Below are 21382 nucleotides of genomic sequence, written 5' to 3'. Positions count from 1 at the left end.
TTAGCGGTTGCTGGACATGAATTGTTTGCAGCGCGCCGAAAGCGGGTTGTCGAACACCTGCTGTGGCGATCCTTGCTCTTCTACCAGGCCCTGGTGGAGGAACACCACTTCGCTGGACACCTGACGGGCGAAACCCATTTCGTGGGTGACCAGCAGCATGGTGCGACCTTCTTCGGCCAATGCACGGATGACATTAAGTACTTCCTGGACCATTTCCGGGTCAAGGGCGGAAGTGGGTTCGTCGAACAGGATGACCTTCGGTTGCATCGCCAACGTGCGGGCGATGGCCGCGCGTTGCTGCTGGCCGCCGGACAGTTGCGCCGGGTAGGCGTGGCGCTTGTCGGCGATGCCGACCTTGGCCAGCAAGGCTTCGGCGACCTCAGTGGCTTCGGCCTTGCTCTGGCCGAGCACGCGGCGCGGGGCTTCAATGATGTTGTCGAGCACGCTCATGTGCGGCCACAGATTAAAGTTTTGAAACACAAAACCAATCTCGCTGCGCAGGCGATTGATCTGCTTGCCGTCGGCCGCGACCAGTTCGCCGTTCTTCGCGGCTTTGAGTTTGAGTTCTTCGCCTGCCACCAAAATCTGACCCTGATGCGGATTTTCCAGCAAGTTGATGCATCGCAGGAACGTGGACTTGCCGGAACCGGAGGAACCCAGGATCGAGATCACATCGCCGTCGCGGGCGGTCAGCGAGATGCCTTTGAGCACCTCCAGCTGTCCGTAGCGTTTATGCAAGTTGCGGATTTCAAGCGCGGGCGTGGCCTCAGCCATGTGCGTTCCTCATAGATGTTTCGCTCCTGCTGTTGGCGGGCCTTCCTGGCGAGGCGGCCAACCTAGCATAGCGTCTGAATGGCAGCCAACAGCGCTACGGGCGCTAAAGGGGCGGTGCGCGGCAGGTTGTCGCATCGGTACAGCAGACTGTCGCGCTGCTATCAACCGAACAGCCGTTTGAACCCCCCAGTCCACACGAATGGCTCCGATGGAAAGCGTCGGCTTCCGCAAAAAGCGCGCGATGGTGCCAGCTTTGGCGGGGTGTTGGAAGCGTTGACCGGAAAAACGTTGCTGATCTGCACTATTTTTGGGCGTTTGTTGTGCGTTTAGCGTAATCGGGTGTGTTTCCGGTGCACGGTTTCGTCTTTGAAGTGAGTCGCAGGGTAACGCTCTGGCAAAGTGCCATTGCTTTCAATGACTTGCGATGACTGTCCGGTCATGTCGAGATCGCCGGATTAGAAGGTTATGAAACATTTTGGCGCAATTATTGCGTGCAGATTCCGGAACGCCCCGTTGGTTTCTTTTTACAGAAGGGATTTCCAAGCGGGATGCACGCATTCGCTTTTCCTTACAAAGGTAGTTTCAATGAGCAATACCCAAAGCTCTAACGGCCTCGAACAGGGGCTTAAACCGCGTCATGTGACCATGCTGTCGATTGCCGGTGTTATCGGCGCCGGCCTGTTCGTTGGCTCGGGCCACGCCATCGCTGCAGCAGGCCCGGCCGTGCTGTTGGCCTATGCCGCCGCCGGTATGTTGGTGGTGTTGGTGATGCGCATGCTCGGTGAAATGGCGGTTGCTTCGCCGGACACGGGCTCCTTCTCGACGTACGCCGATCGCGCGATCGGTCACTGGGCCGGTTTTACCATCGGCTGGTTGTACTGGTGGTTCTGGGTTTTGGTGATCCCGCTGGAGGCCAACGCCGCCGCGACCATCCTGCACGCCTGGTTCCCTGGCGTCGGCATCTGGGCATTCGCGTTGATCATCACGATGCTGCTGACGGTGACTAACCTGTTCAGCGTGAAGAACTACGGCGAATTCGAGTTCTGGTTCGCCCTGATCAAAGTCGTGGCGATCATCGGTTTCATCGGCCTTGGCCTTATGGCTATTTTCGGTTTCCTGCCAAACAGTCAGGTCAGCGGTGTGTCGCATCTGTTCGACACCCAAGGCTTCCTGCCTAACGGGATGGGTGCTGTGCTCGGCGCGATCCTGACCACCATGTTCTCCTTCATGGGCACCGAGATCGTGACCATTGCGGCCGCGGAATCGAAGGACCCTGGCAAGCAGATCTCCAAGGCCACCAACTCGGTGATCTGGCGGATTGGTTTGTTCTACCTCGTTTCGATCTTCATCGTCGTGGCCCTGGTGCCATGGAACGACCCGGTCCTGGCCAGCCTCGGCTCCTACCAGACGGTGCTTGAGCGCATGGGCATTCCAAACGCCAAGATGATCGTCGACATCGTGGTACTGGTCGCCGTGACCAGCTGCCTGAACTCGGCGCTCTACACCTCGTCGCGCATGATGTTTTCGTTGGGCAAGCGCGGTGATGCGCCGGCCGTGTCCACGCGCACCAACAAAAGTGGCACGCCATATTGGGCGGTGATGTTGTCCACCGGCGCAGCGTTCCTCGCGACCTTCGCCAACTACGTGGCCCCGGCTGCCGTGTTCGAATTCCTGCTGGCCAGCTCCGGCGCCATTGCGTTGCTGGTGTACCTGGTGATCGCGTTCTCGCAACTGCGCATGCGCAAACAGCGCATGGCCCGCGGTGAAAAAATCGCCTTCAGCATGTGGCTGTTTCCGGGCCTGACCTACGCAGTGATCGTGTTCATCGTTGCGGCCTTGACCATCATGCTGTTCCAGGACGCCCATCGCGTGGAAATCCTCGCAACCGGTTTTCTGAGCCTTTGTGTAGTGGCTGCCGGTCTGTTTGTGGCGCGCCGTCGTCGCCATGAGCAACTGGTTGGCGCAGTGGCACGCTGAGTTTTGCGTACACTTTCGATGTAACGAAAACGGCCGCTGTCAGTGATGACAAGCGGCCGTTTTTGTTTCTCGAGGCAATGCTTACTCGCCTTTTTCTTCCTGCGCTTCCAGCAACTGGCGATAGCTGTCCAGCGCATTGCCGAAGTCCGTGATGAACTGCGGATCGGTCAGCCAGGCCTGGGCGGTTTCGCGGTCCATGCCATCGGCCCACATGCGGTAGTCGATCAGCATGTCGGCAGCCAGGTGAGTGGCGGCCATGTCTTCGTTGTCGGCGTTTTCCATGTCCAGCAGGTCTGGATGGTCGCTGATGATTTCGGCGAGGTCCGACAGTAACGCCGCCAGCATATCGCTGCGGCTGGTGGCTTCCGCGTCGCGCATTTTGCTGAACATCGCCAGGGTGTATTCCGGGATTGGCTCGCCGACTTCACCCAGGTCGTCATCCAGCGCGGCGGGTTTTCTGCCGTGGATGTTGATCTGTTTGGCTTTGATCTTTGCGCGTTTGGCGCGTTTCTGTTGTTTGTTCAGGGATGCCATGAGAACTCAGTTCGGTGTCTGTTGGGTTTGGGCTGCGATGGCTTCGGAAGCCGCCACATAGTCAACCTGGAAGGCTGGGGATTCGATCCAGGCCAAGGCTTCGGCTTCGTCAACTTCAGTGGACCATTGGCGATATTCGAGCAGCGCGCCAATGATGAAATCTGTCGCGGTTTCTTCGCCTTCCTGCTGCAGCACCAGGGCGAGCAATGGATGTTCGAGGAAGGCCATGCACATGGCTTGTTGGCTGATTTTTGCTGCGTCGATCATTTCTTTGAACAGCTCGGTCAGGTCAACCGAGTCGAAGTCGATGCGATCATCGTTCGGGTCCAGTTCCACCGGTGCAGCCGCTCGTTGTGTGCGGTTCTGCTTGGCCTTGGTTTTGGCGCGGGTGGCGCGTTTTTGCTGTTTGTTGGCGGAGGCCATGGCGGTTGATCCATCGTGCGTTAAAAGGACTCGCTGCGCGGGACTGTCCGCCCGGGTGTACCGGGGGCCAACTCGCCGTTTTGCAGCCAGGACAATGCAATGGGCCATAGTGTGGCTTGGTATGCGCTGCGAAAAAAGGCGAAATGTCCGACTTCTTCTTCGCCGATGTCTTCGGGGGCGATTCGCAGATGGGTGGTCGTACCGCCGCTGATGTAGCCGAGCAGGCGTTCGATGGCCGGGATCGTGCCGTAAGGATCGTCGGTGATGCTGATGGCCAGTGTATTCGCTGTCATCGTCGCGAAGGGTAGCGAACCCAGCGCGCGTCCGCTGGGACGTGTTTCGAATCGAGCAGTAGGCGTGCTCCAGTCGCGAACGACGCCCGCGGGCGTGTCTTCCAGCCAGCCGAGGCGCTTGCCGGGGAAGTAGCCGTAGATCATGGTTATCAGCGGCATCACCACATGCCACTTGCCGAACATCCTCCAGCGATGAGCAGGCGCATAGTCGCGCCAGTATGCGAATTGCGCACCGACCGTCACCAGACGCCGGATGACCGGCCCAGAGGCCGCCAGGCCCGCCGCACAGCCTCCAAAGCTGTGGCCGACAACGTCGATGGGCTGGTGGGGGAATTCGCGCTGGGCGCGCTTGAGCATCGCCTCGAAATCCAGTGCGCCCCAGTCGGACCATGACGCCTGGAATCCTTTCAGCGATTCAGGGCGCGACTCGCCAACGCCGCGGTAGTCGTAGGCGATGACGTCGAAGCCGTTGGCGAACAGGTAATCGGCGAAGCGCGAATAGTGCCGGCAGCGCACGGAGGTGGCGGCGTTGATGATGACGACCGGGCGCGCGATGTCCGCAGAAGCGTGCCGCCAGGTGAAACCGCCGAGCAGGAGGCCGTCTGCGGCGGGCTCCCTGAACGGTTCGCCAGAAGCGGAGGCTGGCAGTGGCAACTCGATTTGAGTGGGTGCCAGTGACACGTCCTGCACATTCATCGACTTCGGACCTTTGTGGGGAGTTGCCAACGATAGTCTTCACGCGACGGGTGAACAATCCGTCGGTGACTAAAGAGGGATTTGGTCGAGCAATCGCTCTTCGATTGCAGCCTGTTCCCGTTCCAGTTCTGCGCGGAGTTCCTCTTCGCTGGGCAGCACGGTTTTGTATTTGCTGGCGAAGAGTTGTTCGTTGTCTTTCAACACCGAGTAGCGCACCACTGACTCATCTTTTTTCGCGCACAGAATGATGCCGACGGTTGGTCCATCTTCAGGTCCGCGTTTGAGGTCGTCATACATGCGCACGTACATGTCCATCTGGCCGACATCCTGGTGGGTCAGCTCGCCGCGCTTCAGATCGAAGATGACGAAGCACTTGAGCACGTAGTTGTAAAACACCAGATCGATGTAGAAGTCTTTGCTCTCGGTACTGATGCGTTGCTGGCGCGCAATGAAGGCAAAGCCTTTACCCAGTTCCAGCAGGAAGGCTTGAAGCTGATGGATCAATGCCTGCTCCAGATTGGTTTCCTGCGTTAAACCGGCGGTGGTCGAGCCAAGAAACTCCAGCATCACCGGATCCCTGATGAAATCCCGGGGCTGCGCTTTCATTTTCGCGATGTTGGCGGCGGCTTCCTGTGCGACGGCAGGTCGGTCGCGACTTGTGAGCAAGCGTTCGTAGTAGAGCGTGTTTATCTGGCGTTCCAGTGCGCGGGATGACCAGTTTTGAATGGCTGATTCGTTCATGTACCAGTGGCGAGCGTGGTCGTTATCTACACGCAGCAATCGTCGATAGTGGGTCCAACTCAATTCGAGACGCAGTGCGTCTCGAATTGGAAACGCCTGATAAAAAAGGCGCATTTTTCTCAAATTGGTTTCGTCGAAGCCCTTCCCGAACTCATTGGTCAGTATTTTTGCCAACGTAGTCAGCAGGTGTTTGCCATAACCCGCCCGCCGAGCCCCTTCCTGCTCGAACTCCACAATATGCCTCCCGATCTGCCAGCACGTTTGCACCTGGACGGTATCGACCGCGCGCAGCACTTTCTGCCGAGCATCACGAATCAGCTCTCCAAGGTTGCCGAGCAGCGAGGCGAGTTTTGCGTCTTGAGTGTTATCGGGTGCGAGTGAGTTCATGAAGTCTTCCACGAGTGAATGAACAGGCAGAAGAGGATGGCAAAGGAGGTTGGGGTGGCGATGCCGGGCACGGCTGGTAAACCGGAAGGAAAACCCGATTGTTTTTGCGGGATCGCTCCGACGGTCGTTGGCGCCTGAGGAATACAACGTGTAGTCCGATTCGCAGCGGTCCCGAGCACTAATCGATCTAAAACTTGGGCGGCCTGGCTGAAATCCAAAGGGAGTAACGATTGGGTTTTGTCGAGCCCGGGAGTCACCCCTATGAAACACGTCCATGCGTTTCTTCTACCCATCGCCGCCGTGGGCCTGCTGATGTTCCCGCTGATGGTGCAGGCCGCCAGCCTCGAATCCATCGATAGTTCAGGCGTGCAGATTCAGCGGCAGGACCAGAACGGCGTGGCCTACCTATCCGGTGGCATCGGTGAGGATGAAGCAAAGGCGATCCAGCAGGCGACCGGCTACAACCTGCACATGACCTTTTCCGTCGGGCCTGAGGGCAAATACGTGCCCGACGTCGATGTGGTCATTCAAAAGGTCCAAGGACAAACAGTCCTGACGTTAAGTCAGGCCGGCCCGCTGGTTTACGTGCAGTTGCCGCCCGGTAAATACACGGTGGTTGCAACGCGTAACGGCGAGGCCCGACGTGACACGACGGATGTTGGAACCGGCGCCCCGCGAAATCTGGTTTTTAATTGGAAAAGTGATCAATAGCCTTTGCGCATACGAATGAGTTGCGAGATTCATAACGAAGCCAACGACTGCATCACCGCAACGCGCAAAGGATTGGTTTCTACGCTTAGCAGCTTAATGGCCAAGGCGCAGCAGACCACGATCAGCATGGGCTTAATCAACCGTGGGCCGACCCTGACGGCTGCTCGTGCACCCAATTGAGCGCCGATGAAGGCAGCCAAAGCCATGGCTATGGCAATCGGCCAGATAATCACGCCCTTGGTGATGAAGACTGACAAGGAGCCCAGGTTGCAAGAGGCATTGGCGAGTTTGGTAAAGCTCATGGCCCGCATCATGCCCAGTCCGCAGAGAAGTACAAACCCGACGATAAAGAAGGAGCCCACTCCGGGGCCAAATATGCCGTCGTAAAATCCGAGGATCGGCGCCACGGTAAATGAGAAAAGCATAATCCCCATTCTGTTGCGCCGACTCTCATTGGCCATTTTTGGTGATAACGCAAAATAGGCGGCCACCAGAATCAGCATGATAGGCACGCAAACTTCCAGATAGCGCTTATCAACTGAGCTGACTAGCAAGGCTCCACTGGCACCGCCGATAAATCCGCAGATAACCAGGAACCGACCTTCGCGCCACTCGATCAACCCTTTGCGCGCGAAGGTTACAGTTGCCGAGATAGTCGCCGAAGCGGCCTGGAACTTGTTCGTAGCGATTGCGCTGATCGGATCTACCCCGGCCAAAAACAATGCAGGCAAGGTGATCAATCCACCGCCACCGGCAATCGCATCAAAAAAACCTGCGCAAAAAGCGACAAGCGCCAAGATCCCAATTACGTCCCACGACATTGCATTTCTTCCTTGTAGTTGTCGGCCGGGCATCAAACCGCTAGTCCTTCAACAGCCTTGCTTGAATAATCAACCCTGCAACAACAACGGGTCTTCTGATAACACGATCGGGCGAGAAAATTTCGATAGTCCAAAAATGCGAACCAGGACCCGCTTGTTGTCTTTGATAACATCGCGACAGTGCAGGGCCCGGATGTTGTTGATGACCATGGCCGATTCCTGGGTCAGCGTGTATTCAGCGGGTTTTGCTTTGCCTACTCCATCGCAAAGGGCGTCGTAAGCGGCTTTGATGAAGGGCGACACATTGTCTTTCACCGAAAAGCGATATGAGTTAAATCGGGCTGCGAAGCCAACCTTGTCGTCGAACTCCAGAATCGAAACGTTCCGGCCACCTTCCCCTTTGCCGCTGACGAAGGAGTCACTGCGAGTGAACTGGAAGTTATTCGTTGTCAGAGCGAGGCAGTGGGTGAAGCCGATTTTTTCGAGTATGGGAGGTAGTGGAATGACTCGCGTAGGTTCCAGGCTTGGGTTCCACAAAGCGGAAAGTATGAGCGAGGACGGGGAGGGCGAGTGCCCATTTTTTGCGTTCACGGCGCACCAATAAGGCGCCTCTGTATGAGGGCCAAGCGCGAGGCCGGAATGGGAACTCAGTTCTTTGATTTCCGGCTCGGAATTGATTTTGATGAGTCCGCCACCTTTGAAATTGGCGACCAATCGAATCAGTTTTCCCTCGTTGTCCATGTCATAGGCAAAAGCACTGTTATCGACGAGGCTCAACAGGATCTGGTTGCGGGACCCCAGGCAAAGGACATCATATCGAGTCTCCAACGACAGCAGGTCTACCTGTTCATCTGGAGGGCTGGCATCGGTGATTTTTTGCAGCCCTTCAAAGATCAACGCGCAAACGAGGCCATCGGAGTAGGCCCCCAGCAGTTCGCATTGGTCCTTTGAAAACGAGAGGTTTAGTACAGTGGCTGCTCGTGAGGCGATGGGTTTGGCTCCGGAGGCTTGCGGCCCACCAATAGCGGCCAGTTCCTCGGTGAAGGTGTGGAGCAATGCTGACTGTCGACTATCAAAGTTGAAAGTTCTGATTTCCTGCTCACGCAAAAACTCAGCGGTTTCGACGTCCTGTTTCATGGCGCCCGGCATTGTGTACATCCCTGTTGTGCATCTGCTCCCGGTTATGCGGCAGCTCCTCCTCCGATTCTGCTCAATCCAACGATCAGCGTATGTCGTCCCTTTCCGTTAAGGCATACGGAGCGTTCCGACAGGTCTGAGAGATTGCGAAGAAATGGCAATCACCCGCGCCTGGCGGTCTTTCTGGACTCTGCCCCGGCAGTCGCAGCGGGCGCTTGCTAGCGTGCCGATGGAGCCTGGAACGGTACTTCACCAAATCCCAGACATAAAAAAACCCCGAATCTTGCGATTCAGGGTTTTCGGTATTTGGTGCCCAGAGACGGAATCGAACCGCCGACACGGGGATTTTCAATCCCCTGCTCTACCGACTGAGCTATCTGGGCAACGGGGCGCATTAAACTGGTTTTTCAGGGGGTCGTCAAGCAAGTTTTCAAAAAAAATTTAACTATTACCGTCGCTTACGTTCCGACCCCCGATAAAACGGGATTATTCTGCCGGCGGAACGTAGCCGTCAGCCTTGGCGTATTCCTCGCCGGAGAAGTACTTGTCCATCTCGCCCTGAAGATATTTGCGGTCTTCGGCGTTCATCATGTTCAGGCGTTTTTCGTTGATCAGCAGGGTCTGGTGTTTCTGCCAGTCGGCCCAGGCCTTGGCCGAGACGTGATCAAAAATGTCCTGGCCTTTTGCGCCAGGGAACGGAGCGCGCTCCAGGGCGGGCAATTCTTCTTTGTACTTGCGGCACATGATGGTGCGGGTCATGACGACTCTCCTGCGTTCAATACGGCGGCCGCGCGTTCGAGCAAAGTTTTGACCGGGGCGGCAAGGCCCAGGCGCGGCGGGGTGGCGAGGTTATACCAGAGCCAGTCGGCCTCGGCCACGTGATGGCCGGTCTCCTGGACCTGAACCAGCCAGGGTTCGATGGACAGTTGGAAATGGCTGAAGGTGTGCACCAAACTCGGCAATGCCTGTTGCGTGCCCAGTTCCAGCGAGTGTTGCGTGGCCAGATGTTGCAGGTCGTCGAGGTCGTCGAGTTCCGGCAGGCTCCAGAGACCGCCCCACAAGCCCGTGGAAGGGCGACGGTAAAGCAGAATCGCGCCTTCGCCGTTGGCGAGCATCGGCATCAGCGTGCGCTTCTGCGGCACGGGTTTGCGTGGCTTGGGGATCGGGTAGCGGGTTTCCAGGCCGAGCATGTGCGCTTCGCAGCCTTTTTCCAGCGGGCAGAGCAGGCAACTTGGTTTGCTCCGCGTGCAGAGCGTGGCGCCCAGATCCATCATCGCCTGGGTGTAGGCGTTGACTCGATCATGGGGCGTGAAGCGCTCGGCGTTGGCCCACAGCTGTTTTGCGACCTTAGGCTCGCCCGGGTAGCCTTCCTGCGCCGTAAACCGCGCCAGCACCCGTTTGACATTGCCGTCGAGGATTGGCGCCCGCAGGCCCATGCTCAGGCTGGCGATCGCACCAGCGGTGGACAGGCCGATCCCCGGCAGCTCAACCAGTTTTTCCACGTCGTGCGGAAATTCGGCGCCGTACTCGGCGACGACGATTTTCGCGGTTTTCTGCAAATTGCGCGCGCGGGTGTAGTAGCCGAGTCCGGTCCACAGGTGCAGCACTTCGTCTTCCGGCGCAGCGGCCAGCACTTCGACCGTCGGTAACGAGGCCATGAACCGGTCGAAGTAATTCAGCACGGTGCTGACCTGGGTTTGCTGCAGCATGATTTCCGACACCCATACCCGATACGGCGTGATGCCCTGCTGCCAGGGCAGGTCGTGGCGACCATGGCGGTCGTACCAGTCCAGCACCGCTGATGAAAACTGCTCGGCTTTCATCGCTTGAACAGTCCCTTCAACGCGTTTTTCAATTCAGGACTGACCTTGTCGCCAAGCTTCTCGTCGATTTTCTCGCTGAGCTTGTCGCCGGCCAGTTTGCTGGCGACCTGGCCCATGCGCTCGTTGTCGAGGCGACAAGCCTTGGCACCGAGTTCCAGCGGCCCGCGGCAGCGCAACGGCCATTCGATGCCGACGAACTTGTCACCGACCTGACAGGCCGGATCGGGCATGGCGCCGGTATCGCCTTCAACGACAATGCCGACACGGTAATCCATGCCCAGCACCCGCAGGTCCACGTCGCCGTCACCGTTGACGATCATGCCCGGGATGCGCACTTTCAGGTCCGGGTTGGTGGCGACGCCGTTACGGAAGGTCAGGTTGCCTTTGAGCTCCTGGAACGGTGTGTCCTTGCCCCGCGGCTCGCCGCTGAGAGTTTTGCGGTTGAGCGTGGCGATGCCTTTGCACAACTGTTGTTCGAGGTTGGCATTAAGCAACACGCCGTTGTTGATGACGAAACTGGTGGTGCCGTTGAGGGTTTCGATCAGCGCTTTCTGGCTGTTGCCGCTGCCGGTCAGGCTGCTGTTGAGTGTCACCAGACCTTTGACCGGCGGATTTTTACCCTGGCTTTCGAGGATCTTTTCCACAGGCACTCTGCTGATGCCGGTCTGCATGCTCAGCGTCGGTGTCTGTTGACGTACGTCGAGGGTTCCCTTGGCGTCGAAGTTGCCGCCGTACAGATCGCCGCGCAGATTTTCCAGGGTCAGCAAACCGTCCTTGCCGTTGGCCTTGAGCGCTGCATTCTGGATCGGCAATTTATCCAGGGTCAGCAAACCGAAGGTCAGGTCGGCGTCGACGTCGAGTGTACTCAGGCGTTCCACCGGTAGCAGGCGTTCGGTGCTCCACGCGCCTTTGGTGGGTTTGTCCGGCAACGGTGTGCTGCCGGCGCCGGCCATGGCATCGGCTTCGGTGCTGGCGACTTCGGCCTGGCGCACTTGTGTCGCGCTGTTGGCTTCGGCGGATTTTGGTGGCAGGTAACGGTCGACGTTGAAGGTGTCGGCCTTGAGGACGGCGCGCAGCGACTGCCTGGCGAAATCCTCGACGGCGATGCGGCCGCTGAAGGAGCTGTCATCGATTTTCAGATTGATGTTGTCGAACGACACGCTGGTCGGCGTGCCGGCGACGCGGCTGACCAGTTCGACGTTGCTCAGGCTGCCTTCGGCCATGGCCGGTAGTGTCTGGCCGATGCTGTCGACGAACTTCGCCAGGTCGAATTGTGCAATCGAAATGCCGCCGTTGATTTGCGGTGTCTTGTCGAGATCGTTGACCTTCAATTCGCCCAAGGCGCGCAGCTGGTTTGCAGAGACCTTGATTCCTGTCCATTCGGCGACGTTAGCCGCTTTATCCAGCAGTAATTGCCCTTGGGCGGCGAAAGTCACGGTCTTGCCTTGCAGCGGATCGCCGGCGACTTCGCCGGAGAGCTTCATGTCTTCGAACTTATAGCGTTGCAGGGCGCGTTCGAAACGCAGCACGCCATTGAGTTCGGTACGCACCCGCAAAACCGGTTGATTGGTGCCGAGGAATGCGGTGAGTTTCACCGGGATGTTGGTGGAGTCGTGGACCGGACCGGTACTCAGCTGGATGCTTTCGGCGCTGAACTGCTTGCCGGTTTTCTCGTCGTTGTATTCAACCCGGGCGTTGTTGACGGTCAGGCTGTCGATGTCCAGGCGGATCGGCTGTGGCGGTTTTTCCACTTGAACGATGGTGGACGGTGCAGGTTCGCCAGGCGTCGCCACTGGTGCGGTCGGGTCGGCCTTCGCCGGCACCTTGCCGATGTCTTCCCAGTTGCCGTGGCCATCCTTGTCGCGGTTCAGGCGCAGGTTCAGTCCTTCGACGCGCACATCGCTCATCTGCACTTCACGGCGCAGCAGTGGCAGCACGCGCACTGACAGGCCGAGCATCTGCAAGTCTGCGAACGGTTCGGTGGGCTTGGCCAGGGTCGCAACACTGGCTTCGTGCAGTTCCAGGCCCAGCCATGGGAACAGGCTCCAGCCGATGTCGCCATTGAGCGTCAGCTCGATGTGGGCTTTGTCGCGGGCAATCTGGCGGATCTCGTCTTTATAGTCGTTGGGATCGAAGAGGTGGGTCAGGGCAAAGCCCAAGGCCACAATGATCAGCAACAGCCCGAGAAGTACCAGACCCAGGATTTTGCCGAACGCTTTCATGGGCGAGTCCTTGTAGTTAGTCGAATTTGAATTTGGCGGGAGTATAGCGCTCCGAAGCGGACGACCGGTCAGCGATCAACCGGCAGTGCATCCAGCGACAGGTTCAGTTTGACAGCCAGAGCCTGGGCTTCAAGGTGCCCGGCGGGTGCCAGCAGGCGCAATGTCGCACCGGATTGCGACGCCATATGTCGAGCTTCGTTCACCAACCTTTCGGCAACCCCACGGCGCCGGGTAATTTTTCGTACGCATAGTTGGGACAGATGCCAGACGTCCTCGTGCCGTTGCAAGCGTGCCGCACCCAACAGGCGATCGTTGAAGCGCCCGCCGATCAGTGAGCCGTCCCGCAGACAGCCTTCGATCAACTGCACGTCACCGGCGAACGGAGCGAACAGCCAGTCCGGCGCGTCGCGGTAGATCTTTTGCAGATCCTGTTGATCCTGATAGGTGGCTTCGTTCAACAACTCGACAACGACAGGCATGGTGATTCCTTCAGTGGTACGAGAACAGATGACTTTGAAAAAGTGATATCAGTTTGGTTTTTCTGTCACGTGCAAATGGTAACCTCTGCCAGTTCGTGCGTCCTTCTGCGACGTGATGTCACACCAAAATGGAGCTTTACTCTACAAGACAGTCATGCGTGCGCATAAAGGCTGGGGGTAGTCCAGTGGCTGGCGAACCATACTAATAATTGGGGGATACACAATGACCATGAGTACCACGGCGGGCGGCATTCACGCCGACCAGCCCTCGTTCCTGTCCAAGGAGCGGATCATCGCCAAGCCCGGTTTCAACCGTTGGCTGGTTCCACCGGCCGCGCTGGCCATCCATCTTTGCATCGGCATGGCGTACGGTTTCTCAGTGTTCTGGCTGCCGCTGTCCAAAGCTCTGGGCGTGACCAAGGCTGTGGCGTGCGCACCAGACATGAGCTTCATTTCGCAGGTTTTCTCGTCTGAATGCGACTGGCCGATCTCGATGCTCGGCTGGATCTACACCCTGTTCTTCATCTTCCTCGGCTGCTCGGCAGCGATCTGGGGTGGCTGGCTGGAACGCGCCGGGCCACGTAAGGCTGGCGTTGTCTCGGCATTGTGCTGGTGTGGCGGTCTGCTGATTTCGGCGCTGGGGATTTATACCCACCAGATCTGGCTGATGTGGCTGGGCTCCGGGGTCATCGGCGGTATCGGCCTGGGCCTGGGTTACATTTCGCCGGTCTCGACCCTGATCAAATGGTTTCCGGATCGTCGCGGCATGGCGACCGGCATGGCAATCATGGGTTTCGGTGGTGGCGCGATGGTCGGTGCTCCGCTGGCCGCAGCCCTGATGGGCCACTTCGCATCGCCGACCAGCGTCGGCGTATGGCAGAGCTTCCTGGTGATGGCCGCGATCTACTTCGTGTTCATGATCGGTGGCGCCTTGTCCTACCGCGTTCCGCCAACCGGCTGGAAGCCCGAAGGCTGGACCGCTCCGGCGAAAAAAGCCTCGAATGCGATGATTACCCACCGCCACGTCCACGTGAACGTGGCCTGGAAAACCCCGCAATTCCGCCTGGTATGGCTGGTGCTGTGCCTGAACGTATCGGCAGGTATCGGCATTCTCGGCATGGCTTCGCCACTGTTGCAGGAAGTGTTCGGCGGCAAACTGATTGGTGTTGACTTGCCATTTGGTCAGCTGGACGCCGGACAACTGGCGTCGATCGCTGCGATTGCTGCCGGTTTCACCGGTTTGCTGAGCCTGTTCAATATCGGCGGGCGTTTCTTCTGGGCTTCGTTCTCCGATTACCTGGGCCGTAAAAACACCTACTTTGTGTTCTTCGCGCTGGGTTTTGCGCTGTATGCGCTGATCCCGAACCTTGGTCACCTGGGCAACATTGCGCTGTTTGTGGCGGCGTTCTGCATCATCCTGTCGATGTACGGCGGTGGTTTTGCGACGGTTCCGGCTTACCTGGCGGACCTGTTCGGTACGCAAATGGTCGGCGCGATCCACGGTCGTCTGTTGACTGCCTGGGCTGCTGCGGGCGTGTTGGGTCCGGTGTTAGTGAACTACCTGCGTGAATATCAGCTGAGCATCGGCGTTGAACGCGCCGCCGCTTACGACATCACCTTGTACATCCTCTCGGGCCTGCTGGTGCTGGGCTTCCTGTGCAACTTGCTGGTGCGTCCGGTGGCTGACAAGTACTTCATGACCGACGCTGAACTGGCCGCCGAACAGGCGCTGGGCCACGACAAGGGCGCAGACAGCAGCACGGTGCTGGAGTGGAAAGCCGCGCCGGGCAGCAAGCCGTTGGCGGTTGCTGCGTGGCTGGTGGTGGGGATTCCGTTGGCGTGGGGTGTTTGGGTGACCCTGCAGAAGACGGCGGTTCTGTTCCACTAAGTAAAACGTAGTACCCCTGTAGGAGCGAGCCTGCTCGCGATAGCGGTCCGACAGTCACAGACATGTTGACTGTGAGGCCTTCATCGCGAGCAGGCTCACTCCTACAGTTGTTTTGGGACATCTATAAAAGCTTGTATGGACATGTCTACCCGCACCACCCGTGAATTCACTCCGTCAGCGATATCACCTCTCGTGTTTCTGTTTCCCGCCCGCGCCCCTATAATGGCTGCCTTTTTCGCCCAATGATTTTGCGGAGCTGGTGATGGCCGAACGTAAGGCGTCAGTCGAGCGCGACACTCTGGAAACCCAGATCAAAGCCTCGATCAACCTGGATGGCACCGGAAAGGCCCGATTTGATATCGGTGTTCCTTTTCTTGAGCACATGCTGGACCAGATCGCCCGTCACGGGCTGATCGACCTGGATATTGTCAGCAAGGGCGACCTGCATATCGACGACCACCACACCGTGGAAGACGTCGGTATCACGCTGGGTCAGGCTTTTGCGAAAGCCATCGGCGACAAGAAAGGCATCCGCCGCTACGGCCACGCCTACGTGCCGCTCGATGAAGCGCTGTCGCGCGTGGTGATCGACTTCTCCGGACGCCCGGGCCTGCAGATGCATGTTCCCTACACCCGCGCCACCGTTGGCGGTTTCGACGTTGACCTGTTCCAGGAGTTCTTCCAGGGATTCGTCAACCACGCGCTGGTCAGCCTGCACATCGACAACCTGCGTGGCACCAACACCCACCACCAGATCGAAACCGTGTTCAAGGCATTCGGCCGCGCCCTGCGCATGGCCGTTGAGCTCGATGACCGCATGGCCGGTCAGATGCCGTCGACCAAAGGCGTTCTGTAATGCAGACGGTTGCGGTTATCGATTACGGCATGGGCAACCTGCACTCGGTGGCCAAGGCGCTCGAGCACGTGGGTGCCGGCAAGGTCTTGATCACCAGCGATGCCGACGTGATTCGTGAAGCCGATCGCGTGGTGTTCCCCGGCGTCGGCGCGATTCGCGATTGCATGGCGGAAATCCGTCGCCTGGGCTTCGACTCGCTGGTGCGTGAAGTCAGCCAGGATCGGCCGTTCCTCGGCATCTGCGTCGGCATGCAAGCCTTGCTAGACAGCAGTGAAGAGAACGACGGCGTTGACTGCATCGGCCTGTTTCCGGGCGCGGTAAAGTTCTTCGGCAAAGGTTTGCATGAAGACGGCGAACACCTGAAAGTCCCGCACATGGGCTGGAACGAAGTGAAGCAGACGGTGAGTCATCCGCTGTGGCACAACATTCCGGACCTGGCGCGTTTCTACTTCGTGCACAGCTACTACATCGCCGCCGGCAACGTGCGGCAGGTCGTGGGTGGCGGTCACTACGGTGTCGATTTCGCCGCGGCGCTGGCCGATGGCTCGCGTTTCGCCGTGCAGTTCCACCCGGAGAAAAGCCATACCCATGGGCTGCAGCTCTTGCAGAACTTCGCCGCGTGGGATGGTCGCTGGTAAATGGCCGCCAAGAAGAAGCCGCCGATCCTGACCCTCACTCCCGAACAGGAAAACGAGGCCAATCAGAAGATCAAACGCTTTATGGAGGATCGCTTCGAACTGACCCTGGGTTCGTTCGAAGCGGCCGAAATCCTTGAGCTGTTTACCCGCGAAATTGCTCCGCACTATTACAACAGGGCGATTTTCGATGTGCAGACGCACCTTAAAGAAAGGTTCGAAAGCATCGAAAGCGACTTGTGGGCGCTCGAGAAAGAATAGAAGCAGCAGCAAGCTTAAAGCTGCAAGCTGCAAGAAATAGACACGCGTGCGCGCTTGCAGCTTATGGCTTGCAGCTTGCAGCTCTTTGACGAAGGAAAAGCATGCTAATTATTCCCGCTATCGATCTCAAGGACGGTGCCTGTGTGCGTCTGCGCCAGGGCCGCATGGAAGATTCCACGGTGTTCTCCGATGACCCGGTGAGCATGGCTGCCAAGTGGGTGGAGGGCGGTTGCCGTCGTCTGCATCTGGTCGACCTGAATGGCGCCTTCGAAGGCCAGCCGGTCAACGGCGAAGTGGTCACCGCCATTGCCAAGCGCTACCCGAACCTGCCGATCCAGATCGGCGGCGGTATCCGCTCCCTGGAAACCATCGAGCACTACGTGAAAGCGGGCGTGAGTTACGTGATCATCGGCACCAAAGCCGTGAAAGATCCGGCCTTCGTCGCCGAAGCCTGCCGCGCGTTCCCGGGCAAGGTGATCGTTGGTCTCGACGCTAAAGACGGTTTTGTTGCCACCGACGGCTGGGCTGAAATCAGCACCATTCAGGTGATCGATCTGGCCAAACAGTTCGAAGCCGATGGCGTCTCCGCGATCGTTTATACCGACATCGCCAAAGACGGCATGATGCAGGGCTGCAACGTGCCGTTCACCGCGGCGCTGGCTGCCGCGACGAAGATTCCGGTCATCGCTTCCGGCGGTATCCACAATCTGGGCGACATCAAGTCGCTGCTCGACGCCAAGGCGCCGGGCATCATCGGCGCGATTACCGGCCGCGCGATTTATGAGGGCACTTTGGATGTTGCCGAGGCTCAAGCTTTTTGTGATGGCTACGCGGCCAGCTCCAAGCTGTAAGCTGCAAGCTACAAGTTAGAAGCGCGACTGCGATCCGCTTGTACTTGCAGCTTGAAGCTTGACGCTTGCAACTCTTAATCGGAGATTAAGTATGGCTCTGGCCAAACGCATCATCCCTTGCCTGGACGTGGACAACGGCCGGGTCGTCAAAGGTGTGAAGTTCGAAAACATCCGCGACGCCGGTGATCCGGTGGAAATCGCCCGTCGTTACGACGAGCAGGGTGCCGACGAGATTACCTTTCTCGACATCACCGCCAGCGTCGACGGTCGCGACACCACGCTGCATACCGTCGAGCGCATGGCCAGCCAGGTGTTCATCCCGCTGACCGTGGGCGGTGGCGTACGTACCGTGCAGGACATTCGCAACCTGCTGAATGCCGGTGCGGACAAGGTCTCGATCAACACGGCCGCGGTGTTTAATCCGGAGTTCGTCGGCGAGGCTGCGCAGCATTTCGGTTCGCAGTGCATCGTCGTCGCCATCGACGCCAAGAAGGTTTCCGGCCCGGGCGAAACCCCGCGCTGGGAAATCTTCACTCACGGCGGACGCAAGCCAACCGGTCTCGACGCCGTCGAGTGGGCGAAGAAAATGGAAGGCCTGGGTGCCGGCGAAATCCTCCTGACCAGCATGGACCAGGACGGCATGAAAAACGGCTTCGACCTGGGCGTTACCCGCGCCATCAGCGATGCCCTGGGCATTCCGGTGATCGCGTCTGGCGGTGTCGGCAACCTTCAGCATCTGGCTGACGGCATTCTCGAAGGTCACGCGAGCGCGGTATTGGCGGCGAGTATTTTCCACTTCGGCGAATACACGGTGCAGGAAGCCAAGGCTTACATGGCTCATCGCGGAATCGTGATGCGCTAAATATCCAATGCAGGCCAGTGGACATCATGGCGGGCTCAAGGCACTCTTGGGCACGCCATGGATTTCGGTAGCCAGACATGATCAAACGCCTTCTTCTCATTCTCGCCAGCGCTTCCCTGTTGTTGATCAACGGAGTGCACGCTGAAGACAGTCCCGATACCGACATGGTGTTGCTGACGGAAAACTTCCCGCCGTACAACATGGCGAAGAACGGCAAGAATTTCGCGCAGGACGAGAACATCAGTGGCATCGCCACCGACATCGTCCGCGAGATTTTCAAACGCGCCGAAATTACTTACAGCCTGACGCTGCGGTTCCCTTGGGAGCGGATCTACAAACTCACCCTGGAAAAGCCCGGCTACGGCGTATTTGTCATGGCTCGCCTGCCTGACCGCGAAAAGCTCTTCAAGTGGGTCGGCCCGATCGGTCCGGACGACTGGATCATGCTGGCCAATGCCGACAGCAAGATCAGCCTTGAAACCCTGGATGATGCGCGCAAGTACAAGATCGGCGCGTACAAGGGCGATGCGATTGCCGAGACACTGGCCAAGCAGGGGCTCAATCCGATTGTTGTACTGCGCGATCAGGACAACGCGAAAAAACTGGTCAGCGGCCAGATCGACCTGTGGGCCACCGGCGACCCCGCCGGACGCTATCTGGCACGCCAGGACGGCGTGACCGGGCTCAAAACAGTGCTGCGCTTCAACAGTGCCGAACTGTATCTGGCGCTGAACAAGGACGTCCCGGACGAAACCGTTGCCAAGTTGCAGGCTGCGCTGGATCAGCTGCGCAAGGAAGGCGTGGTCGACAACATCATGGCGAAGTATCTGTAACGACGGGCGGTTCTGTTACAGGCTCGGGAATGAAGACTTCGCTGTCTTGTTCTGGCGGATATTCCATCCACAGCAAACTGTCTTCATCGGTGTAGGCGAAGCTGATTGCCATTTGTGTGCCATCTTCGCTCAGCACGTTGTAGTGACTTTCTAATTGATAAACCGCCAGCAGCTTGTTCTTCGGAACGATGGCAGCAATTACCACGGTATTTGAGGCTGACCATCCGTTAGGTAAAGTTTCCGTGCGAGTGAACGCCGGGCTTAATTTCGCCGAAAACTGAATGGGGTAGTCATCATCCGAGGTATCGGCTCGCCATTCTGTGTCGAACTTGATAGAGGTGATGCTGCTGAATATCTGCGCTTCCTCGTGAAGTACAGCGCCGGGCGTTTTCCATTTGAATAGTCTGCTCTTGTCTTCATCGTTATGGCCATGTCCGACAAGTTTGTAACGGTCTCTCCTTTCCAGACGGAAATATGTGGTTCCGCTTAAAGCCTCGGAATTTGAGGCGGGGTAGGTGTCCACCGCAAACCAGGGAATCAAGGCGACTTGCGTGGCTTCGCAAGCTTGCGGCGCTATCGGGGCCTCGAAGGCTGAAATGACTGGAGCTTCAGGTGCGGTATTAGTTTGGACCTGGATGTTCATCCGTAAGGCATAGGTGAGATTATCCGCAGGTTTTCTGCCGCTCCCATCACTGACAAACGTACCAGGCGCAAAGTAGATCTCACCTGCTTCTGCGGGCGGAAGTGTGATGCCCCAGGCGCTGAAGTTACGCGTGAAGCCGCGGCCCTCGCGCCAGATCGAGTCGCCGACATAGGATGCGATCACCAGATCTGCCCGAATGCAACGTACCGCGTGGACTGAAGGTTTTTCCTGGCCCGTAGCGCACACCAGTCCAAGTGCAACATAGCCATCGGGAGGAATCGGCCGCCATAACGTGCAGCTTTTTGTGGCCCCGGAGCCTGAATCGTTCCAGACCTGCACATAGTCACTGGGGCGGCTGAGCGCTTTACCTCGCGCAGGATCTTCGCTCGGAAAATCTGCCTCTCGCACAACAGCCACGACTTTAATTCCATTGATATCTTCATATCCAGGGACAGCCACGTCTCCCACAGGGAAATAGCCCGGCAGCAAATCAAGAGGAGGGGTTGGATGCCAAAAGGCTGCGGGTTCTGAATGGGAGGAGCCAGTGGAATCCCAGATCTGCTGGAACTCCGTCGTAAAGTTGATCAGCAGGTTATCGAGTTTGATCGATTCCATTTGCCTCGGGGGCGTTGAGACGTTGTTTTCGGTGGTCATAGTCAGTCCAGATAGTGAAAGGCGACTCGGCAGAGTCGCGACCTGTGGAGGTCTCACTATCAGGAAACGCGCAGAGTATCTGGCGGTAACTATGTATAGGGCGTTGCAGGTTATTACCGATATGCGCCGTTTTGGCCGTGGGCGGCCGTAGCGCGATTACTGCGCACACTGATCATCTGCCGGATATCGATCCACTCAATTCCCTGAGCCTTGAGCTTGGGCAATTCCCGCTCAAGCACCGCCAGTGTTTGCGGATACGGATGGCCGATCATCACCGCTGAGCCCTGCTTGCGCGCCAGGCTGATCGCAGTCTGCAATTGAGCGAAAATGGCCGCCTCGGTACGTTCGTCATCGAGAAACACATCCCGCGAAACGCTCGCCAGATCAATCTTCTGCGCTTGCTGGGCCGCAACGGTCTGCGCGCTGGTGCGGCTGTCGACAAAGAATTTGTGACGCCGCTGCAACTCGGCCATCAACCACGCCATTGCCACCGGTTGCGCGGTCATGCGGCTGCCCATGTGGTTGTTGATGCCAGCGGTGTACGGCACCATTTTGAACGCAGCGTTCAGGCGTTTCTCAAGCTCTTCGATGGGCAAATCGGGATGCCAGGCGAAAGGTCCCGTGGCCGGGTCCATCGGCATGTGCAGGATGACGATCTTGCCCGCGCGATGGGCTTCGCGGGCGAATTCGGTGGCGTGGGGCGTGTCGGGCATGATCGCCGTGGTGACCGGGCCGGGCAGGGCCAGCACGCGGCGATCCCGGGGCAGGTTTTGCCCAAGGTCATCGATGATCAGGCTGATGTAGGCTTTTTGCTGCGCGGGTGCCGCGTGAACGACACCCGCCAGACAGCACAGCAGGCCGAGAACCAACCGCAGGCGCAT

At 58.2% G+C, this 21382-nt stretch carries 22 protein-coding genes and 1 tRNA gene; 9 read left to right on the top strand and 14 right to left on the bottom strand.

All coding sequences use genetic code 11. The features are described 5' to 3' along the window. A complete protein-coding gene (locus tag ACYZT4_RS19655) occupies positions 1-774 on the bottom strand; it encodes an ABC transporter ATP-binding protein (RefSeq protein ID WP_427634466.1) in 774 nt (257 codons plus the stop codon). Between the two features lie 585 nt (positions 775-1359). Between ACYZT4_RS19655 and gabP the strand changes: the two genes are divergently transcribed. Next, on the top strand, positions 1360-2751 hold the full coding sequence (gene gabP, locus ACYZT4_RS19650; protein WP_461982433.1) for a GABA permease: 1392 nt from the start codon (positions 1360-1362) through the stop codon (positions 2749-2751). A gap of 81 nt (positions 2752-2832) precedes the next feature. Here gabP and ACYZT4_RS19645 read toward each other — a convergent pair whose 3' ends face one another. From ACYZT4_RS19645 to ACYZT4_RS19630, 4 genes are all read right to left on the bottom strand, one after another. Continuing rightward, positions 2833-3285 (bottom strand): hypothetical protein, encoded by a 453-nt coding sequence (locus ACYZT4_RS19645; RefSeq protein WP_461982431.1) that lies wholly within the window; start codon positions 3283-3285, stop codon positions 2833-2835. Between the two features lie 6 nt (positions 3286-3291). Then, a complete protein-coding gene (locus ACYZT4_RS19640; RefSeq protein WP_461982429.1) occupies positions 3292-3708 on the bottom strand; it encodes a hypothetical protein in 417 nt (138 codons plus the stop codon). A 20-nt stretch (positions 3709-3728) separates the two neighbouring features. After that, positions 3729-4697 (bottom strand): alpha/beta hydrolase family protein, encoded by a 969-nt coding sequence (locus tag ACYZT4_RS19635; protein ID WP_461982427.1) that lies wholly within the window; start codon positions 4695-4697, stop codon positions 3729-3731. A gap of 69 nt (positions 4698-4766) precedes the next feature. Next, a complete protein-coding gene (locus tag ACYZT4_RS19630; protein ID WP_461988745.1) occupies positions 4767-5825 on the bottom strand; it encodes a PDDEXK nuclease domain-containing protein in 1059 nt (352 codons plus the stop codon). Positions 5826-6086: 261 nt separating this feature from the next. On the opposite strand from ACYZT4_RS19630, the gene ACYZT4_RS19625 reads away from it, so the two are divergent. Then, positions 6087-6536 (top strand): carboxypeptidase regulatory-like domain-containing protein, encoded by a 450-nt coding sequence (locus ACYZT4_RS19625; protein WP_461982425.1) that lies wholly within the window; start codon positions 6087-6089, stop codon positions 6534-6536. Positions 6537-6565: 29 nt separating this feature from the next. Here the strand turns inward: ACYZT4_RS19625 and ACYZT4_RS19620 are convergent, their stop codons facing one another. The 7 genes from ACYZT4_RS19620 to ACYZT4_RS19590 form a co-directional block, all read right to left on the bottom strand. Continuing rightward, entirely contained in the window at positions 6566-7357 is a 792-nt protein-coding gene (locus ACYZT4_RS19620) for a TSUP family transporter (RefSeq protein WP_461982423.1), read from the bottom strand. A 69-nt stretch (positions 7358-7426) separates the two neighbouring features. Next, on the bottom strand, positions 7427-8506 hold the full coding sequence (locus tag ACYZT4_RS19615) for a hypothetical protein (protein WP_461982421.1): 1080 nt from the start codon (positions 8504-8506) through the stop codon (positions 7427-7429). Between the two features lie 295 nt (positions 8507-8801). Beyond that, positions 8802-8877 (bottom strand) — tRNA-Phe (locus tag ACYZT4_RS19610). 103 nt (positions 8878-8980) lie between these two features. After that, entirely contained in the window at positions 8981-9253 is a 273-nt protein-coding gene (locus tag ACYZT4_RS19605; RefSeq protein WP_010464608.1) for an oxidative damage protection protein, read from the bottom strand. Then, entirely contained in the window at positions 9250-10317 is a 1068-nt protein-coding gene (gene mutY / locus ACYZT4_RS19600) for an A/G-specific adenine glycosylase (protein WP_461982419.1), read from the bottom strand. The genes ACYZT4_RS19605 and mutY overlap by 4 nt, the downstream gene beginning before the upstream one ends. After that, the gene (locus ACYZT4_RS19595) at positions 10314-12539 is read right to left on the bottom strand and encodes an AsmA family protein (protein ID WP_461982417.1); all 2226 of its coding nucleotides are present in this window, start codon (positions 12537-12539) and stop codon (positions 10314-10316) included. The genes mutY and ACYZT4_RS19595 overlap by 4 nt, the downstream gene beginning before the upstream one ends. 68 nt (positions 12540-12607) lie before the next feature. After that, positions 12608-13018 carry an acetyl-CoA sensor PanZ family protein gene (locus ACYZT4_RS19590; RefSeq protein WP_461982415.1) on the bottom strand — a complete coding sequence of 137 codons (411 nt, stop codon included), beginning with the start codon at positions 13016-13018 and terminating at the stop codon, positions 12608-12610. A 223-nt stretch (positions 13019-13241) separates the two neighbouring features. On the opposite strand from ACYZT4_RS19590, the gene ACYZT4_RS19585 reads away from it, so the two are divergent. From ACYZT4_RS19585 to ACYZT4_RS19555, 7 genes are all read left to right on the top strand, one after another. Beyond that, positions 13242-14906: an OFA family MFS transporter gene (locus ACYZT4_RS19585; RefSeq protein ID WP_461982413.1), complete on the top strand. Its 1665-nt coding sequence runs from the start codon at positions 13242-13244 to the stop codon at positions 14904-14906. A 262-nt stretch (positions 14907-15168) separates the two neighbouring features. Next, positions 15169-15762 (top strand): imidazoleglycerol-phosphate dehydratase HisB, encoded by a 594-nt coding sequence (gene hisB, locus ACYZT4_RS19580; RefSeq protein WP_003218037.1) that lies wholly within the window; start codon positions 15169-15171, stop codon positions 15760-15762. After that, the gene (hisH, locus tag ACYZT4_RS19575) at positions 15762-16400 is read left to right on the top strand and encodes an imidazole glycerol phosphate synthase subunit HisH (protein WP_461982410.1); all 639 of its coding nucleotides are present in this window, start codon (positions 15762-15764) and stop codon (positions 16398-16400) included. Before hisB ends, hisH begins: the two co-directional genes overlap by 1 nt. Beyond that, positions 16401-16658 (top strand): DUF2164 domain-containing protein, encoded by a 258-nt coding sequence (locus ACYZT4_RS19570; RefSeq protein WP_461982408.1) that lies wholly within the window; start codon positions 16401-16403, stop codon positions 16656-16658. It begins immediately after the preceding gene. Between the two features lie 101 nt (positions 16659-16759). Continuing rightward, positions 16760-17509: a 1-(5-phosphoribosyl)-5-[(5-phosphoribosylamino)methylideneamino]imidazole-4-carboxamide isomerase gene (gene hisA, locus ACYZT4_RS19565; RefSeq protein WP_461982406.1), complete on the top strand. Its 750-nt coding sequence runs from the start codon at positions 16760-16762 to the stop codon at positions 17507-17509. Between the two features lie 91 nt (positions 17510-17600). Continuing rightward, on the top strand, positions 17601-18371 hold the full coding sequence (gene hisF / locus ACYZT4_RS19560) for an imidazole glycerol phosphate synthase subunit HisF (protein WP_007897430.1): 771 nt from the start codon (positions 17601-17603) through the stop codon (positions 18369-18371). A gap of 77 nt (positions 18372-18448) precedes the next feature. Beyond that, entirely contained in the window at positions 18449-19204 is a 756-nt protein-coding gene (locus ACYZT4_RS19555) for a substrate-binding periplasmic protein (protein ID WP_461982404.1), read from the top strand. Here ACYZT4_RS19555 and ACYZT4_RS19550 read toward each other — a convergent pair. Both ACYZT4_RS19550 and ACYZT4_RS19545 read right to left on the bottom strand, forming a co-directional pair. Then, entirely contained in the window at positions 19185-20501 is a 1317-nt protein-coding gene (locus ACYZT4_RS19550) for a Vps62-related protein (RefSeq protein WP_461982403.1), read from the bottom strand. The genes ACYZT4_RS19555 and ACYZT4_RS19550 overlap by 20 nt on opposite strands. Positions 20502-20614: 113 nt before the next feature. Continuing rightward, positions 20615-21382 (bottom strand): divergent polysaccharide deacetylase family protein, encoded by a 768-nt coding sequence (locus tag ACYZT4_RS19545; RefSeq protein ID WP_461982401.1) that lies wholly within the window; start codon positions 21380-21382, stop codon positions 20615-20617.

The organism is Pseudomonas sp. GB2N2 (assembly GCF_054897705.1).
This window is presented reverse-complemented; position numbering and strand designations above follow the sequence as displayed.